Here is a 14,314-nt window from a genome sequence, read left to right as displayed (position 1 = left end):
GGTTGGAGCACGTGACCCCCTCCGCGAGATGCCGCCGGCGTGCGCCCTCACCGGCGTATCGCCTACCGAAGCGGCGTTCCGCGGAGAAGCACGACAGGAGAGACATGACCGACACCGCCTTGTTCCAGCCGCTGACGCTCCGCTCGAGGACCGCGCGCAACCGCCTCTGGGCGGCACCGATGTGCCAGTACTCGGTGGAGGCGCAGGACGGCGTGCCCACCTCGTGGCACCTCGTGCACCTCGGCGGGCTCGCGCGCGGCGGATCGGGCGTCGTCATCGCGGAGGCCACCGCCGTCGTCCCCGAGGGGCGGATCAGCCCCTGGGACACGGGGCTGTGGAACGACGAGCAGCGCGACGCCTGGGCTCCGATCGTCGATTTCGTGCACGGACAGGGCGCGCTCGCGGGCGTGCAGCTCGCCCACGCGGGCCGGAAGGCGTCGACCTACCGCGAGTGGAGCGGACGCGGATCCGTGCCGCTGGAGGACGGCGGCTGGCCGACCGTCGCTCCCTCGGCCGTCGCGTTCGAGGGCTACGCGGAGCCGCGCGAGCTGGCCGCGGAGGAGCTGCCGGGCCTCGTCGAGGCGTTCCGCGCCTCCGCCCGCCGCGCCGCGGACGCCGGCTTCGACGTGATCGAGCTGCACGCCGCGCACGGGTACCTGCTCCATCAGTTCCTGTCGCCGCTCTCGAACACCCGCGAGGACTCCTACGGCGGCTCGCTCGAGAACCGGGCGCGCCTGCTGCTCGAGGTCGTCCGCGCGGTCCGCGCCGAGATCGGGGAGCTCGTTCTGCTCGTCCGCTTCTCCGCGACCGACTGGGCCGAGGGCGGCTGGACACTGGAGGAGACGATCACCGTCTCGGAGTGGGCGCGCGCCGAGGGCGTGGACCTCTTCGACGTGTCGACCGGCGGACTCGTGCACGCCAGCATCCCGGTGGCGCCGCTCTACCAGGTGCCGTTCGCGCGCGACCTGCGGAAGGCGACCGGTGCGCTGGTCGGCGCCGTGGGACTCATCACCACGGCGGAGCAGGCGGAGGGCGTGGTCGCGAACGGCGATGCCGACGTCGTGCTGCTCGCCCGCGAGCTGCTGCGCGACCCGAACGCTCCGGTGCGGATGGCGCACGAGCTCGGCGCGGACCTGCCGGTGCCCCCGCAGTACACCCGGGCCTGGCGCTGAGCCTTCAACCGCGAGATGCCACCTGTGCGCACGCCTCGCGGCGTGTCATGTGCACAAGTGGCATCTCGCGGAGGAGAGCGGTCAGGCTCCCCGGAGGAGAACGTCAGCTCTCGGAGGGCTCCTCGGGAGCGTCCTCCTCGGGGTTGAAGTGCGAGTCTCCGGAGACCCCCACCGCCAGCCCGTCCTCGGAGTGCGGGATGGTCTCGTCGTCGCCGAGACCGTTCGCCTTCTTCTCGCCCTCGGACGAGGTGGCTGCGTCGGTCACGGCTCAGGCCTCGACGTCGCCGCGCCAGGCACCGTCGGGGGTGCCCTGCTTCTCGATGTACTCCTTGAAGTTGTTCAGGTCCTTCTTCACAGCGTGGCTGCCGGCGCCGACGAGCGAGCCGAGCGTCTCGAGGAAGCCCTTCGGCTCCCAGTCGAGCTGCACGGTGACGCGGGTCTCGGTGTCGGAGAGCTTGTGGAAGGTGACGACGCCCGCGTGGTCGGTCTCGCCGCCGGTGCTGTTCCACGCGACGCGCTCGTCGGGGTGCTGCTCGGTGATGTTCGCCTCGAACTCGCGCTCGACGGGGCCGACCTTCACCTTCCAGACGGTGAGGGTGTCGGTGACCTGCTGGATCGACTCGACCTCGTCGAGGAAGCGCGGGAACTCCTCGAACTGGGTCCACTGGTTGTAGGCGACGGACACGGGGACGTTGACGTCGACGGTCTCGATGATCTGCGGCACGGTGGTGCTCCTTGCTGTCTCACTCGGTGTGCGGCGTTCCGCTGCTGCGGTCGTCACGCTCGACGTTAGGCGGGAGCCGCCTGGGAGCGCACCGGGTTGCGGACTGCCCCGAACGTGGTAAGCGAGGGCGGTGCTCCGACGTGCGTGCCGAGACGGCTCCGGCCGGCGCCGAGCCCCTGCCGTGCGCGCTGGGACGGCCGCGGAAGGGCGGCGTCCGGACGGCACGGCGGCGTCTCGGAGCGGCAGGACGGAGCAGGCCGTGGTCAGCGGTCCTGCGGGTCCCCGCCGAGCTGGCCGATGGCGGGGAGGGGGCCGCCGTCGTCGGCGCCGGTGCGGCGCCAGCGGGCGATGGCGTTGCCCAGGTGGTAGATCACGAGGGCGGCGCCGGCGCCGAGGACGATGCCGCCGAGCTCGAAGCCGCCGGAGGAGAACGAGAAGCCGGCGATCGCGATCACGAGGGAGACCGCGGCGGTGTACTGGTTGACCGGGCGCGAGAAGTCGACGCGGTTGTCGATCCAGATCTTGATGCCGATCACGCCGATCAGGCCGTAGAGCGCGGTGGTCGCGCCGCCCAGCACTCCGGCAGGGATCGAGTTGAAGACGGCGCCGACCTTGGGCGAGAGGCTGAGCAGGATCGCGGTGACGCCGGCGACCCAGTAGGCGGCCGTCGAGTACACGCGGGTGGCCGCCATCACTCCGATGTTCTCGCCGTAGGTCGTCGTGCCGGAGCCGCCGAAGGCGCCGGAGAGGGTGGTCGCCACACCGTCCGCGATCAGGGCCCGGCCGGTGCTGGCGTTGGCGGAGGCGTCGGTCATCGTCGCGACGCCGCGGACGTGTCCGACGTTCTCGGCGATGAGGACGAGCACGACCGGCAGGAACATCGCGATGCCCGACCATGTGGATCCGGAGGCGAAGTCGGGGAAGGTGAACGGCGGCAGCCCGAACCAGTCGGCCGCACCGACCGCGGAGTAGTCGATCTCGTTCCGCAGCAGGGCGACGACGTAGCCGATGACCACGCCGAGGAAGATCGAGACGCGGCCGAGGAAGCCGCGGAGGAACACGCTCGACAGGATGATCGCGGCGAGCGTGATCGTCCCGGTGATCGGCGCCTGCTTGAAGCTGAGGTACGCGGTCGGAGCCAGGTTGAACCCGATCAGGGCCACGATCGCGCCGGCGACGACCGGCGGCATCAGCCTGTCGATCCAGCCGAGGCCGACGACCTGCACGAGGACGCCGACGGCGGCCAGGAGGAGGCCCACGGCGACGACTCCGGCGAGCGCCGACCCCGTCCCTCCGACGGTGGTCGCGGCCGTGACGGGCGCGATGAACGCGAAGCTCGAGCCGAGGTAGCTGGGGAGCCGGTTGCGCGTGATCAGGAGGAACAGCAGCGTCCCGACTCCGGAGAAGAGCAGGGTCGTGGCGACCGGGAACCCGGTGAGCACGGGCACGAGGAACGTCGCACCGAACATGGCGACGACGTGCTGGATGCCGATGGCGATCGTGGCCGGCCAGGCGAGCCGCTCGCCGGGGGCGACGACGGCGCCGGGCTCGACGGTGCGGCCGTCTCCGTGCAGGGTCCAGATGGGCATGGGGCTCCTCGGCGGGGAAGGGAGGCGGGGGTCGACGTTCACAGTAGCGAGGGGTCTGGCCGTGCCGCGGCACCCGACCTACGATCGGGCCATGGACGGAGCGCGGCGTCTCGGCGAGGAGGAGTTCTCCGCGCACCTCGCCGAGCGGGTCGCGCGGATCCGCGGGTCGTTCGGCGACCTCCCGCTCTGGGCGGTCTCGGGCTGGAGCGGTCCGCGGCTGCTGGCGGAGTGGACGCTGACGGGTGGCCCCCGGGGGCTCTCGTTCCTCGCCGACGAGGCGGTCCCGGGCGGGCCGGGGCCCTCCGTCGAGATCCGCACGACCCTCGGCGATCCGCGGCACGACGTCGCGCTGCTCTGCTGCCGGGAGGAGGCGCCCGTCTCGTTCGTGCAGCCGGAGGCGCTGCCCGCCCCCACGCGGATCGCGGAGATCCCGGTCGACGGGGCTCCGGAGCCCTTCGAGGTCTGGGAGGGAGCCGGCGCGGTGCGCGCGGCCGCGTGGGTGCGCGGGCACGTCCTCACGCTGGAGTGCCGCGGAGTCGATCTGGACGCTCTCGCGCTGGACGAGGTGGACGACATCGAGCCGTTCGTGGCCGGCTGGCTGGAGTTCGTCGGCGCCTCGCGGCGTTGAGTGCCGACCCGCGCTCCCGTGCTGCTGGGAGAGCGCGGAGTCCCGCCCGGCGCGCCGGTGAAAGATGTGCGCCGATCCCGGACAGGAGGGAGCATGAGGCACATGCCAGCTCCCCTCGCGGGTCCCGACCGGTTCGCCGCGGTCGCCGCCGCGGTCGCCGATCCCGTCCGCCGCTACCTCTGGCGGCGCACCGACTCCGCCACCGCCGACGACGTGCTCGCCGCGACGCTCTCGGTGCTCTGGCGCCGCAGCGCCGACGTGCCCGAGGACGACCCGGTGCCGTGGGCGATCGGCGTCGCCCGGCTCCAGCTGCAGAACGCCCGGCGGATGCAGCGCCGCCAGGTCATGCTCGCCCAGCGGATCGCGGTCGTCGATCCGCCCCAGGTGCAGATCGACGAGGGCGAGGCGTCGGGCGCGGAGGAGACCGTGCGCCTCGTGCTCGCCCGGATGCGCGAGCAGGACGCCGAGCTGCTGCGCCTCTGGGCGTGGGAGGAGCTCGACGTCCGCGGGATCGCCGCGGTCCTCGGAGTCACGGCGAACGCCGTCTCGATCCGCCTCCATCGCGCGCGGCGCCGCTTCGCCGAGCTCTACGACTCCACCGACCCGCACGCGCCCGAAGGGGGACTCCGATGACCGGAACCGACGACGAGGACGTCCGCCGCCTCCTCCGCACGGTCGACCCCGCGCGGAGCCTCCCCGCGCTCGACCGCGACGAGCTCGCCGAGCAGATCGCCGCCGCGACGGGCGAGGGCACGCGGACGGTGCACTCCCGCCGCCGCTCCCCCTGGCTGATCGTGGGAGTCGGCGCGCTGAGCGCCGGGGCCGCCGCCTCCCTCCTGCTGCCCTTCGCGCTCGGCGTGGGCGGGGGCAGCACCTCGACGCTGATCCTGCCGAGCACGGGCGGGCCGATGGCCGCGTGCTCGCCGGTGACGGCCGCCGCGCTGGCCCCCGCTCAGCTCGCGTTCCGGGCCGAGGTCCGCTCGATCGACGGGAGCACCGTCACCCTGCACGTGCTCGAGCGCTACGCGGGCGAGGTCGGCGACGGCGTCACAGTCACCCAGGGCAGGGAGACGGCGGTGGACGGGGCCCCCATCGTCTTCGAGACCGGGGTCGACTACCTGGTCGCGGCCGACGGCGACACGATCCTGACCTGCGGCCTCAGCGGTGAGAGCTCCCCCGAGCTCGCGGCGCTGTACCAGGAGGCGTTCTCGCGGCAGTAGGCGGAGGCGGGTAGCGGCCCGCGCGGGCGGTGGCAAGGGCCTCCCCGATCGGGGGGAGCGGCGCGCAGGCTGAGGCATGGGCCTCTCGGCCCTCCCCCTCCGGTCGCCCGGCGGCACCCGCGGGCCCTCGGCGACGCCGCCCCGCCCGCCCCGCAGGAGGCCCGCATGCCGGTGTTCCGGCTCCTCGAACCGCTCCACGCCGCCGGTGTCGCGCTCGCCGACCTCGCGAGCGATCGGCTCCGCCTCCACGGCGACGGCTCCGACGTCCGCATCACCGCGGTGACCGTCGCGCACACCGAAGCGGGCCCCGGCGCCCTCTTCGCCGCGCTCCCCGGGAGGAGGAGCCACGGGGCCCGGTTCGCGGCCGACGCGGCGGCGGCAGGAGCGGTCGCCGTGCTCACCGACGCGGGCGGGCTCGACGAGGCGCGCGCCTCCGGACTGCCCGTCCTCCTCAGCGACGACCCCCGCACCGCCCTCGGCCCGGTCGCCGCGCAGGTGTACGGCACGAGGAGCGGACCGGTGCTCCTCGGCGTGACCGGCACCAACGGCAAGACCAGCACCGTGCACCTCCTCGACGCGGTGCTCCGGCAGCTGGGCGTCGTCTCGGGGCTGAGCTCCACCGCCGAGCGCCGCAGCGCCGACCACGTCGTCGCCAGCCGCCTCACCACGCCCGAGGCCTCCGAGCTGCACGCGCTCCTCGCCCGGATGGCGGAGGACGGCGTCGAGGCGGCGGCGATCGAGGTCAGCGCCCAGGCGCTCGTGCGCTCCCGGATGGAGGGGATCGTGCTCGACGTCGCCGGGTTCACCAACCTCAGCCACGACCACCTCGACGACTTCGGCGACCTGGACGAGTACCTCCGCGCCAAGCAGCGCCTGTTCACGCCCGAGCGGAGCCGCCGCGGCGTCGTGGTCGTCGACACCGAGGCGGGGCGCCGGGTCGCCCGCGAAGCCTCGGTCCCGGTCGTCACGCTCTCGGCCGGGGACGGAGCCGACTGGCGGATCGACGTGCTCGAGACCGCGGTCGACCGCACCCGCTTCCGGCTCACCGCCCGCGACGGCTGGTCGACGACCACCACCGTCCCGCTCCTCGGCCGCCACATGGCCTCGAACGCGGCCCTCGCGCTGGTGATGCTGATCGAGGCGGGCCACGCGCGCGACCGGGTGGCCGCGGCGGTCGGCTCCGGGATCGACGTCACCGTGCCCGGGCGGACGCTGCTCGTGTCCGGCGCCGACGGGCCGCGGGTCTTCCTCGACTTCTCGCACACGCCCGACTCGGTCGCGCGCACCGTCGACGCCCTCCGCGAGGTGACGCCCGGCCGCGTGCTCGTCCTCCTCGGCGCCGACGGCGACCGCGACCCGAGCAAGCGCGCGCCGATGGGCCGGGCCGCCGCCGAGCGCGCCGACCTGGTGATCGTCACCGACCACCACCCGCGCTTCGAGGACCCCGCGCGGATCCGCCGCGCCCTGGTCGACGGCGCCCGCCGCGTCGAGCGCTGCGAGGTGCTCGAGATCGCGGAGCCGGCCGACGCCGTCCGCGCCGCCCTGCACCGGGCCGGCCGTCCGACTCCGTCCTCTGGGTCGGCCCCGGCGACACCGACTACCGCGTGGTCGGCGCCGACGACCTCCCCTACTCGCCCCGCGCCGACACGGCCCGCGCGCTGGCCGAGGCCGGCTGGAGCGTCGACCTGCTTGACTGACCGGGTGTTCTCGACCCTCCCGGTGCGCCGCGTGCAGGCCCGACCCGAGCACCCCGCCGACCTCGCGCGGTGGCCCGCGACGCTCGCGCCCGTGCGGCAGGTGCTGGCCGAGGGCTGGGATCTCGGCCAGGTGACGGTGATCACCGGCGAGAACGGCTCGGGCAAGTCGACGCTGCTCGAGGCGGTCGCCCTCGCCTACGGGCTGAACGCGGAGGGCGGATCCACGGGTGCGATGCACTCCTCCCGCGCCTCGGAGTCGGACCTGGCCGAGCACCTCCAGCTGGTCCGCGGGGCCGGGGCGTCCAAGCGCGGCTTCTTCCTCCGCGCCGAGACGATGCACGGCTTCTTCAGCTACCTGGAGGAGGTGGGGATCGACGGCGGATACCACGAGCGGAGCCACGGCGAGTCGTTCCTCGACATCGTGGCGAACCGCTCCCGGATCAGCGGGCTGTGGCTCCTCGACGAGCCGGAGTCGGCCCTCTCGGTGTCGGGCTGCCTCGCCCTGATCGGGCAGCTGCGCGACCTGGTCGCCGGCGGCTCGCAGGTCGTCCTCTCCACGCACTCGCCGATCCTCGCGGCCCTCCCCGGAGCCGACCTCTACGAGCTCGACGAGACGGGCCTGCGCCCCTGCCGCTACGACGACCTCGACCTGGTGCGGACCTGGCGCGGCTTCCTCGACCAGCCGGCCCGCTTCCTGCGGCGACTGGAGTAGGCCGGCGGCCGCTCGGCCGCGCCGGAACGGGCCGTTCGTGTTCACCACGAAGGGAAGTACGTCGGCAGGCAGTCCCGTTCTCGCGGATCCCGAGCCGGCCGGGCGAAAGTCTCCGCCGGCACGAGCACTGTCAGGCCGCGGAGGCCGCCGCCGGTCGGGCGACCCGGGGCGCCCAGCCCACCGCGATCGCGGCGCCGGCGAGCGCGAGCTGTCCGAGCGGCGGCAGGATCGCCGAGACCAGGGAGCCGTCGCCGCCGGAGGTGACGAAGGTGTCGGCGACCGACATCCCGAAGCCGAACCCTGCGAAGAAGCGGAAGACGACGGCGCCGGCGACCAGGGCGAGCATGAGCACAGCGATCCGCCGCGGAGTGAGCGGCGACCTCCGGCCGACGAGGGCGCCGGCCGTCACGACGATCGCGGCGGCCGTCCAGAAGGCGGCCCACCCGGTGACCCAGATCGCGTGGGAGCCGAACTCGAAGCCGTCGCGCTCGGACATGGTCGCGTAGATCTCCGCCAGGGCCACGCCGGGGACCTTCGCCTGCGGATTCCAGACCAGCAGGTCGACGGCGCCCACCACCGTGACGCCCGCCACGAGCGCGAGGCCCGCGAGGGCGACGGGGAGGCGCTGAGCGCGGGTCGCCGTCCGCGGTGCGAGGGCGATGGTCCGCGAGCCGCCGAGGACGATCGCCCCGCAGACGAGTCCGGCGAGGGAGACGGGCAGGCCGACGAGGGCGAGGGGTCCGGGGAGGAGGAGGCCGGCCGCGGTGAGCACCGGGCCGACGACGGCGGCGACCAGGGAGATCCGCGCGAGCACCGTGCGGGCCGACGCCGCGGCGCCGAGGAGGTGGACCGCGCCGAGGACCGCGACCGCGACGGCGGCGACGAGCACCGCGGTCTGCACGGCGCCGACGGCCGCAAGGGCGGTGTCGGAGGCGGCACCCGGCTCGGGGACGATCCCGCCGCCGGTCAGCGCGATGCCGCTCAGCATCAGCGCCGCCGCGGCGAAGAGCGCGAGTCCTCGGCGGGCGAGGCGGCGCGGGAGCGTGCCCCGCGCCTCGCCGGTGTGCGCGGGCAGGTCGCGGTCGACGCTCACCAGCAGGGCGAGCGCTCCGAGGACGACGCCGCGCCGGGGCAGTCCCAGCTCGGCGGCCCCGGCCAGGTCGGCCCGCCACTCCTCGAGGTAGCGCTCGCGGGCGAGCGGGGGCAGCAGCAGCGACAGGAGCCGCAGGAGCGCGCTCACGCGGTCGCCTCCGCCGCTCGCGGCGCCGTCCGCGCGGTCGACCTCATCCGCTCGACGGCGGCCCGGGCTGCCGGGGCGCCCTCCGTGGTCAGCTCGTAGAGCCGGCGACGCGGGCCGCTCCGCTCGCTCGCGGCCTCCCACTCCGAGACCACCCAGCCCGCTCCCTCGAGCCGCTCCAGGATCGGGTAGACGCTGCCCGCCGGTCGCCCGGTGGCCTTGATCACGACCATGCCCCAGGTCGGGCCGTCGGCATCGAGGAGGGTCCGGAGGACGTCCGCCGTGGCGGGCGTGAGGCGAGGGAGTGGCTGCACGGGATTGAGGCTATCTATGTAGAGATAGCCGGGTCAACACAGGCGGGACGGCATCTCTAAGCAATACCGCTCTCTGGATTCTCAGCAGCCTGTCAGCCTCTGACATACTCCGCAGATGACCGAGTTCAACCCCGCCGTATTCCCCGGCTCCGCCCCCTCCGCTCCGAAGAAGACCGGCAACGGGCTGGGCCTCGCCTCCCTCATCATCGGAATCCTCGCGCTCATCGGCGCCCTTATCCCGATCGTCAACTACGCCTCGGGCTTCCTCGCCTTCATCGGACTCGTCCTCGGCATCATCGGCCTCTTCCTCAAGGGCCGCTCTCGCGGCACGGCCATCGCCGGCACCGTCCTCAACGTGATCGCGCTTGTCCTCTCGATCATTCTCGCCATCGTCTACACGGCCGGATTCGCGAGCGGCGTCTCGAACGCGATCGCCACCGCGCAGGCCGAGAGCTCCGAGGCCGCTGCCGTGCCGCGGACGCTCGTCTATGAGGTCACCGGCTCGGCTACCGCGGCCTCCATCACTTGGTCGACCTACGACGGAGGAACCTCCGGCTCCGAGCAGGCCACCGGTCAGGCGCTCCCCTTCACGAAGGAGCTGCAAGTCCAGACCGGAGGCGACTTCACCTTCCAGAGCTTCACGCTGACCGCCTCGAACGGCAGCGATGACGAAGGCGAGATCAGCTGCCGAATCACCCTCGACGGCGAGGTCATCGCCGAGCAGACCAGCACCGGGGCCTTCGCGTCGGCGCTCTGCTCGGCGACCCCGGAGTAGCCGCCGTGCGTAAAGCCCTTTTCCCTGCAGCTCTCAGTGCGGCAATGCTCCTCCTGACTGCCTGCACGGCTTCCGCGCCCGCAGCAGCTCCGGCCGAGTCGACGACCCCTGCACCTGCGGCGCCCGCGACACCTGCGTTCGTCGAGCTCGACACCGCACAAGCGGCGTCCCGTTATCTCGACCTCGTCTGCCCCAACAACATCGCGATCAAGAATCTGAGCGACGCCTTCTCATCCGGCGAGGACGAGCTTCTGAACGGTGGCGACCCGGACCCTTCCGGCGTGCACGCCGCTGCGTCTGCTCGGCTCGATCTGACAAGACGGACACTCACGCTCCTGGACGACTCGTACTACCACTGGCCGAGCGATGTCTCCGAGCAGATTGCGACGATCCGCGGCTCCTACATCGCCGAGATGTCCACTCTCAACACGATGGCCAACTCGGCCGATTTCAGTGACGCCTATTACTCGACGTTCCCTGAGGCCACGACTGAACAGCAGAGCGCCGGACAAGAGGTCCGCTACGCGCTGGGCATCGATCCGGACACGGTCGCCAGCTGTGTCGGGCACGAGAACGGGATCGACGCTCTGACGTCCGAGAAGGAGCAGCGGGATGCCGGAGCGTAGCGCCTGATCGAGAGGCAGCGATCGGTGGGCGCGTGTTCCCGGAGACGGTCGAAAAGGGGACCGAGGGCTCCGACGCCGACCAGGCGACGTGTTCGCAAGCGGGAGCCCTCGCGCTGACCGTCCGCCGCCGGCCCTCGCGCCGCTAGCCGGACCCCGCACGCAGAACGTCGGCCGAGAGCAGCCGCCCTCCACCCTCGGGGGACGGCGGGCACTCTCAGCCGACGGTCTGCGCGCGAGCGCGGGGACTACTTGCGGAACATCCGCGCCGTGGTCTCGAAGAGGCCCTTCACGGGGCGCTGCTGCTCGCCCTGCTGGGCGCCGAGGACGATGATGACGGCGGTCAGCACGGGGATGGCCCACTGGGTGACCTTCTGCACGCGGAGGGCCGTGGTCAGCTCCTGTGAGTTGTGCTCCGACGCCTCGGTCACGCCGGGGGCGCCCTCGTCGGCGTGCTTGGCCTGCGTCGCTCCGGCGACCGCGGCGATCACCGAGGCGGCACCGGCGAGCCCGGTCACGACGGTCTTGACGACGGTGTTCGTGCGGCTCTCCTGCTGGTTGGCCAGGCGGGTCTTGTTGGCGAGGACGAGTCCGATGCCGCCGACGCCGTGGGCGGCGATCGCGGCGAGCTGCACAGGGGTCCAGCGGGCCCAGCCGTTCGAGGAGAGGCGGAGGCGCTCCGCCGGGTCGGACGAGGTGGACGCGGCGCCGTTCAGGCCGACGGCGCCCATGAGCGAGCCGCCGAACCAGGCGGCGGCTCCGAGGTCGTGGAGACTGCGGACGAGGGTGTTGCGGGAGGGCATGTGGGCCTCTTCTCTGCCGGCGGCGGACGTCGGCGGTGGTCGGCTGGTGCGGACTCCTCCGACGCTACGCGCGCCCTGGAACCGCGCACGGGGCTTGACCTCTCCCCCTCCGACACGCTCCGCTGGAGGTCACCGACCGACCCGGACCGACCGACCCGAGGAGCCCCGCGATGCCCACCGACGACGAGAAGCGGACGACCCGCGACGAGTTCCACGACGCCGTGAACATGACCGCGAAGGAGCTCGAGGAGTGGCTCGGCACCGACGAGTCGAAGGAGGTCGGCCAGAAGCCGGAGGGCGGCGGCGAGTCCGTCGGCCACGAGAGCGGGCGCCGCATCGTCGACCTGCTCGGCACGAAGCAGGCCGACCTGAGCGACGACGACTACGCCCACATGACGAAGGTCGTCGGCTACGTGCACCGGCACGCGAAGCAGCGTCCCTCGGGCGATGTCACCGAGACGAAGTGGCGCTACTCCCTGATGAACTGGGGCAACGACCCGCTGAAGGGCTGACCCGGTCCGAGAGCTGCGCTCAGCACATCCCGAAGAGGTTGCAGAGGGCGCCGCGGTCCTGGATCGACTCCATGCCGCCCGGCTTCTGCACCTTCGGCAGCTCGTAGGAGGCGGCGACCGTCTGCACGCCGGCGGACGAGGCGGCCTGCACGGGAGCGGCGGCAGGAGCAGCGGCGGGAGCGAGGACGGCTCCGAGGGCGAGTGCGGCGGCGGCGAGGATCGGGGCCATGGTCGTTCTCCTGTGATCGAGGGGTGCGATCGGCTCGACCGCTCCACCAGCATGGCGACGCCCCGTCGCACCGCTCCTGTACGAAAGACCAGTCCGCCCTTGTACGGAAGGCCGACGGGGCTCGGAGAAGGCTTCGGTACCCTGGTCCCGTGGTGGGGACGACGCGGTGGACGAACGACGTGCGGACGCTGCCCGGCGGCTGGATCACCCGGTCCCTCCTCCTCGGCTCCTTCACGCTCCTCGTCGTCATCGACCTGATGGGCGGCAGCGTCGACCTCACGTCGGTCCGCGGCTGGATCGAGCTGGCGCTCCCCTACCTGCCGCTCCTGGCGCTGCTCGCCGGCGCGATCCCCGCGGCGGTCTCGCTCTACCTCGTCTACGCCGTCGTCCTGATGCTCGGCGCCCCGCCGCTGCTGCTCGCGGCGCTGATCTTCCCGACCATCGTGGTGGTCGGCTTCGTCACCTTCCTCCTCCCCTGGCGCGCGGGGCTCGTCTTCGTGCTCGGCACCCTCGTCCTCCTGCCCGCGGTGCTGCTCGTCGACCGCGCCATGGGCACGGCCGTCTACGTCCTGGGCGCGTTCGTCCTCTTCGGCGGCACCGCCGGGCTGGGCCTGAACGCCTTCCGGGGCCGCAGCGAGCGGAGCGAGCGCCGGGCCGACCGCATCCAGGAGGAGCAGGCGCGGATCCGCAACGAGGAGCGGACCCGGCTCGCGCACGAGCTGCACGACATCGTCGCGCACGAGGTCACCATCATCGCCATGCAGGCCCGCCGCGCGACCTCGGTCGAGGACCCGGCCAAGACCGAGCGCATCCTCGAGAGCATCGGCGACGCGGCGCAGCAGGCGCTGCAGGATCTGCGGAGCCTCGTGACGCTCCTCCAGGACGAGGACGAGGCAGGCGCTCCCGCCCGCGGCGACTCCGACCTGCTCGGGACCCCGGAGGTCTCGGGCGCCACGACCACCGCTGTCGGCTTCGTCCACGACGTGCGGAACGTCGCCGACGCGATCGAGCGCGCGGGCTTCCGGGTCCGCCTCGACGTGGCGGGCTCCGTGGCGCAGGTGCCCGCGAGCCTCCGCCAGGTGCTGCGGCGCACGGTCCGGGAGCTGGGCACGAACGTGCTCAAGCACGGCGACACCGCCGGTGAGGTGCAGCTCCGGCTCGAGGTGTCGGGGGGCGAGGTGCAGCTGAGCTCCTCCAACGCGATCGCCTCCGCGGCTCCGATCGTCTCCTCGCACCTCGGGATCGAGGCGATGTCGGCCCGCTGCGCCGTCTTCGGCGGGCGGCTGGACGCGGGAGCCCGCGGCGGTCGCTGGACCACGACCATGACCATCCCCCTCGAGGGCCGGGCGTCCGGTGCGCTCGTCGCGGGGGCGACCGACGAAGGACGAGAGCGATGACCCGCGTGCTGCTGGTGGACGACGAATCGATGACCCGCGAGATCCTCCGCGACTACCTCTCGCAGGACCCGGCGATCGAGGTGGTGGGCGAGGCCTCCGACGGGAGGATCGCGGTGCAGCAGGCGGCGACGCTCCAGCCCGACCTGATCCTGATGGACATGCAGATGCCGGTCATGAACGGCGTCGCTGCGACCGAGCGGATCCACGCCGAGCACCCGGGCATCGCGATCCTCGGGCTCAGCACGTTCACCACGGACCGCTACGTCGTCGACCTGCTCCGCGCGGGCGCCTCCGGCTACCTGGTCAAGGACACGAAGCCGCGGGAGATCATCGCGGCGGTGCACGCGGTGCTCGCGGGCGAGTCCGTGCTCTCCGCCGAGGTCACGCGCCACGTGGTGAAGGGGCTCGAGGAGTCGGTGCCGGCGGAGACGGTGCCGGACCCCGATCTGCTCGAGGCGCTCACCGAGAAGGAGCTCGAGGTGATCCGCCTGCTCGCCCGCGGGATGAGCAACCGCGAGATGGCGCAGGAGCTGTTCGTCACCGAGTCGACCGTGAAGGCGCGGTTCGTGAAGGTGATGGAGAAGCTGGGCGTGCGCGACCGGGTGCAGATCCTGGTCTCGGCGATCGAGCACGGGCTCGTCGACCTGGGGACGCGTCCCGGCCGGAGCTGATCGAGCCCGCC

The 14,314-nt window shown here is 73.0% G+C and carries 17 protein-coding genes; 10 read left to right on the top strand and 7 right to left on the bottom strand.

Annotated features, from left to right (window positions below):
* The first annotated feature begins 104 nt into the window (after positions 1 to 104).
* Positions 105 to 1,172 (top strand): NADH:flavin oxidoreductase/NADH oxidase, encoded by a 1,068-nt coding sequence (locus C5D09_RS02645; RefSeq protein WP_104254884.1) that lies wholly within the window; start codon positions 105 to 107, stop codon positions 1,170 to 1,172.
* Positions 1,173 to 1,275: 103 nt separating this feature from the next.
* On the opposite strand, the gene C5D09_RS17355 is transcribed toward C5D09_RS02645, so the two are convergent.
* The 3 genes from C5D09_RS17355 to C5D09_RS02635 all read right to left on the bottom strand — a co-directional run bounded on the left by C5D09_RS17355 (position 1,276) and on the right by C5D09_RS02635 (position 3,485).
* The gene (locus C5D09_RS17355; protein ID WP_167299017.1) at positions 1,276 to 1,437 is read right to left on the bottom strand and encodes a hypothetical protein; all 162 of its coding nucleotides are present in this window, start codon (positions 1,435 to 1,437) and stop codon (positions 1,276 to 1,278) included.
* A 3-nt stretch (positions 1,438 to 1,440) separates the two neighbouring features.
* Positions 1,441 to 1,896 (bottom strand): SRPBCC family protein, encoded by a 456-nt coding sequence (locus tag C5D09_RS02640; RefSeq protein WP_104224157.1) that lies wholly within the window; start codon positions 1,894 to 1,896, stop codon positions 1,441 to 1,443.
* Positions 1,897 to 2,159: 263 nt separating this feature from the next.
* The gene (locus tag C5D09_RS02635) at positions 2,160 to 3,485 is read right to left on the bottom strand and encodes a uracil-xanthine permease family protein (RefSeq protein ID WP_104246990.1); all 1,326 of its coding nucleotides are present in this window, start codon (positions 3,483 to 3,485) and stop codon (positions 2,160 to 2,162) included.
* 91 nt (positions 3,486 to 3,576) lie between these two features.
* Here C5D09_RS02635 and C5D09_RS02630 point away from each other — a divergent pair, with 91 nt between their 5' ends.
* The 4 genes from C5D09_RS02630 to murE all read left to right on the top strand — a co-directional run bounded on the left by C5D09_RS02630 (position 3,577) and on the right by murE (position 7,742).
* Positions 3,577 to 4,113: a hypothetical protein gene (locus tag C5D09_RS02630; RefSeq protein ID WP_104225957.1), complete on the top strand. Its 537-nt coding sequence runs from the start codon at positions 3,577 to 3,579 to the stop codon at positions 4,111 to 4,113.
* A 102-nt stretch (positions 4,114 to 4,215) separates the two neighbouring features.
* Positions 4,216 to 4,746, top strand: coding sequence for an RNA polymerase sigma factor (locus tag C5D09_RS02625; RefSeq protein WP_160033683.1), 531 nt, complete (start codon positions 4,216 to 4,218; stop codon positions 4,744 to 4,746).
* Positions 4,743 to 5,333, top strand: coding sequence for a hypothetical protein (locus tag C5D09_RS02620; protein WP_104237812.1), 591 nt, complete (start codon positions 4,743 to 4,745; stop codon positions 5,331 to 5,333). Before C5D09_RS02625 ends, C5D09_RS02620 begins: the two co-directional genes overlap by 4 nt.
* 165 nt (positions 5,334 to 5,498) lie before the next feature.
* Positions 5,499 to 7,742, top strand: coding sequence for a UDP-N-acetylmuramyl-tripeptide synthetase (gene murE / locus C5D09_RS02615; RefSeq protein ID WP_258066891.1), 2,244 nt, complete (start codon positions 5,499 to 5,501; stop codon positions 7,740 to 7,742).
* Between the two features lie 130 nt (positions 7,743 to 7,872).
* Here murE and C5D09_RS02605 read toward each other — a convergent pair whose 3' ends face one another.
* Positions 7,873 to 8,982: a hypothetical protein gene (locus C5D09_RS02605; RefSeq protein WP_104246985.1), complete on the bottom strand. Its 1,110-nt coding sequence runs from the start codon at positions 8,980 to 8,982 to the stop codon at positions 7,873 to 7,875.
* The gene (locus tag C5D09_RS02600) at positions 8,979 to 9,293 is read right to left on the bottom strand and encodes a PadR family transcriptional regulator (RefSeq protein ID WP_104261035.1); all 315 of its coding nucleotides are present in this window, start codon (positions 9,291 to 9,293) and stop codon (positions 8,979 to 8,981) included. Before C5D09_RS02600 ends, C5D09_RS02605 begins: the two co-directional genes overlap by 4 nt.
* A 115-nt stretch (positions 9,294 to 9,408) precedes the next feature.
* Between C5D09_RS02600 and C5D09_RS02595 the strand changes: the two genes are divergently transcribed.
* Positions 9,409 to 10,068: an MmpS family transport accessory protein gene (locus tag C5D09_RS02595; RefSeq protein WP_104261034.1), complete on the top strand. Its 660-nt coding sequence runs from the start codon at positions 9,409 to 9,411 to the stop codon at positions 10,066 to 10,068.
* Between the two features lie 44 nt (positions 10,069 to 10,112).
* Entirely contained in the window at positions 10,113 to 10,694 is a 582-nt protein-coding gene (locus C5D09_RS02590) for a hypothetical protein (protein WP_104257117.1), read from the top strand.
* Between the two features lie 245 nt (positions 10,695 to 10,939).
* Here the strand turns inward: C5D09_RS02590 and C5D09_RS02585 are convergent, their stop codons facing one another.
* Positions 10,940 to 11,494 carry a hypothetical protein gene (locus tag C5D09_RS02585; RefSeq protein WP_104225963.1) on the bottom strand — a complete coding sequence of 185 codons (555 nt, stop codon included), beginning with the start codon at positions 11,492 to 11,494 and terminating at the stop codon, positions 10,940 to 10,942.
* 170 nt (positions 11,495 to 11,664) lie between these two features.
* On the opposite strand from C5D09_RS02585, the gene C5D09_RS02580 reads away from it, so the two are divergent.
* On the top strand, positions 11,665 to 12,006 hold the full coding sequence (locus tag C5D09_RS02580; RefSeq protein ID WP_104246984.1) for a DUF3140 domain-containing protein: 342 nt from the start codon (positions 11,665 to 11,667) through the stop codon (positions 12,004 to 12,006).
* Positions 12,007 to 12,025: 19 nt separating this feature from the next.
* On the opposite strand, the gene C5D09_RS02575 is transcribed toward C5D09_RS02580, so the two are convergent.
* On the bottom strand, positions 12,026 to 12,235 hold the full coding sequence (locus C5D09_RS02575; RefSeq protein WP_104225965.1) for a hypothetical protein: 210 nt from the start codon (positions 12,233 to 12,235) through the stop codon (positions 12,026 to 12,028).
* Between the two features lie 149 nt (positions 12,236 to 12,384).
* Here C5D09_RS02575 and C5D09_RS02570 point away from each other — a divergent pair, with 149 nt between their 5' ends.
* Together C5D09_RS02570 and C5D09_RS02565 are read left to right on the top strand one after the other, a co-directional pair.
* Complete coding sequence (locus C5D09_RS02570) at positions 12,385 to 13,632, top strand: sensor histidine kinase (protein WP_258059356.1); 1,248 nt, start codon at positions 12,385 to 12,387, stop codon at positions 13,630 to 13,632.
* Entirely contained in the window at positions 13,629 to 14,303 is a 675-nt protein-coding gene (locus C5D09_RS02565) for a response regulator transcription factor (protein WP_104225096.1), read from the top strand. The genes C5D09_RS02570 and C5D09_RS02565 overlap by 4 nt, the downstream gene beginning before the upstream one ends.
* Positions 14,304 to 14,314: the final 11 nt, after the last annotated feature.

This window comes from Rathayibacter sp. AY1C9 (assembly GCF_002932315.1).
In the GTDB taxonomy this organism is placed as follows: Bacteria; Actinomycetota; Actinomycetes; order Actinomycetales; family Microbacteriaceae; genus Rathayibacter.
This window is presented reverse-complemented; position numbering and strand designations above follow the sequence as displayed.